General features: G+C 57.1%; 2 rRNA genes. Both read right to left on the reverse strand.

The features are described from left to right. A 23S ribosomal RNA gene (locus tag AB0O00_RS38420) occupies positions 1–1,270 on the reverse strand; the annotation flags it as partial. A 273-nt stretch (positions 1,271–1,543) separates the two neighbouring features. Beyond that, positions 1,544–1,628: ribosomal RNA gene (locus tag AB0O00_RS38425) — 16S ribosomal RNA — on the reverse strand; the annotation flags it as partial.

The following is a 1,628-nucleotide window of genomic DNA, read 5'->3' on the forward strand; positions in this document are numbered from 1 at the left end:
AATGACACGACTTCGGTGATGTGCTTGAGCCCCGCTACATTGTCGGCGCGGAATCACTTGACCAGTGAGCTATTACGCACTCTTTCAAGGGTGGCTGCTTCTAAGCCAACCTCCTGGTTGTCTCTGCGACTCCACATCCTTTCCCACTTAGCACACGCTTAGGGACCTTAGTCGGTGTTCTGGGCTGTTTCCCTCTCGACCATGGAGCTTATCCCCCACAGTCTCACTGCCACGCTCTCACTTACCGGCATTCGGAGTTTGGCTAAGGTCAGTAACCCGGTGAGGCCCATCGCCTATCCAGTGCTCTACCTCCGGCAAGAAACACGTGACGCTGCACCTAAATGCATTTCGGGGAGAACCAGCTATCACGGAGTTTGATTGGCCTTTCACCCCTAACCACAGGTCATCCCCCAGGTTTTCAACCCTGGTGGGTTCGGTCCTCCACACGGTCTTACCCGCGCTTCAACCTGCCCATGGCTAGATCACTCCGCTTCGGGTCTTGGGCATGCAACTCAAACGCCCTATTCGGACTCGCTTTCGCTACGGCTACCCCACACGGGTTAACCTCGCTACACACCGCAAACTCGCAGGCTCATTCTTCAAAAGGCACGCAGTCACGGCCAGCCGGCAAGCCGACTGACGACGCTCCCACGGCTTGTAGGCACACGGTTTCAGGTACTATTTCACTCCGCTCCCGCGGTACTTTTCACCATTCCCTCACGGTACTATCCGCTATCGGTCACCAGGGAATATTTAGGCTTAGCGGGTGGTCCCGCCAGATTCACACGGGATTTCTCGGGCCCCGTGCTACTTGGGTATTCTTCAAGCGAGCCGTACAGATTTCGTCTACGGGGGTCTTACCCTCTACGCCGGACCTTTCGCATGTCCTTCGACTATCCATACGGTTTCTGACTCGCCGACCGGCCGGCAGACCGATCAAGAAAAAACCCACGACCCCGAAACGGCAACCCCTGCCGGGTCTCACACCATTCCGGTTTAGCCTCATCCAGTTTCGCTCGCCACTACTCCCGGAATCACGGTTGTTTTCTCTTCCTGCGGGTACTGAGATGTTTCACTTCCCCGCGTTCCCTCCACACTGCCTATGTGTTCAGCAGCGGGTGACAGCCCATGACGACTGCCGGGTTTCCCCATTCGGACACCCCCGGATCAAAGCTCGGTTGACAGCTCCCCGGGGCCTATCGCGGCCTCCCACGTCCTTCATCGGTTCCTGGTGCCAAGGCATCCACCGTGCGCCCTTAAAAACTTGGCCACAGATGCTCGCGTCCACTGTGCAGTTCTCAAACAACGACCAGTCACACACCCTCGATGATCCGAAGACCACCTCAAGTGAGGCCGGCAACCACTGAGACAACGTTTCCGTTCCCTCAGGACCCAACAACGTGCCCGACACACCCGATACAGACTCTGTGTTCCACGCCGAAGCAGTACTAACAGGCCCTACCGAATGTGCCGAATAGTCAACGTTCCACCCATGAGCAACCGTGCAGGACACTCGCCTGCAACCGGCATATTTGCTCCTTAGAAAGGAGGTGATCCAGCCGCACCTTCCGGTACGGCTACCTTGTTACGACTTCGTCCCAATCGCTGGTCCCACCTTCGACGGCTCC

Origin of the sequence: Kitasatospora sp. NPDC093558, assembly GCF_040683475.1 — a bacterium.
GTDB lineage: Bacteria > Actinomycetota > Actinomycetes > Streptomycetales > Streptomycetaceae > Kitasatospora.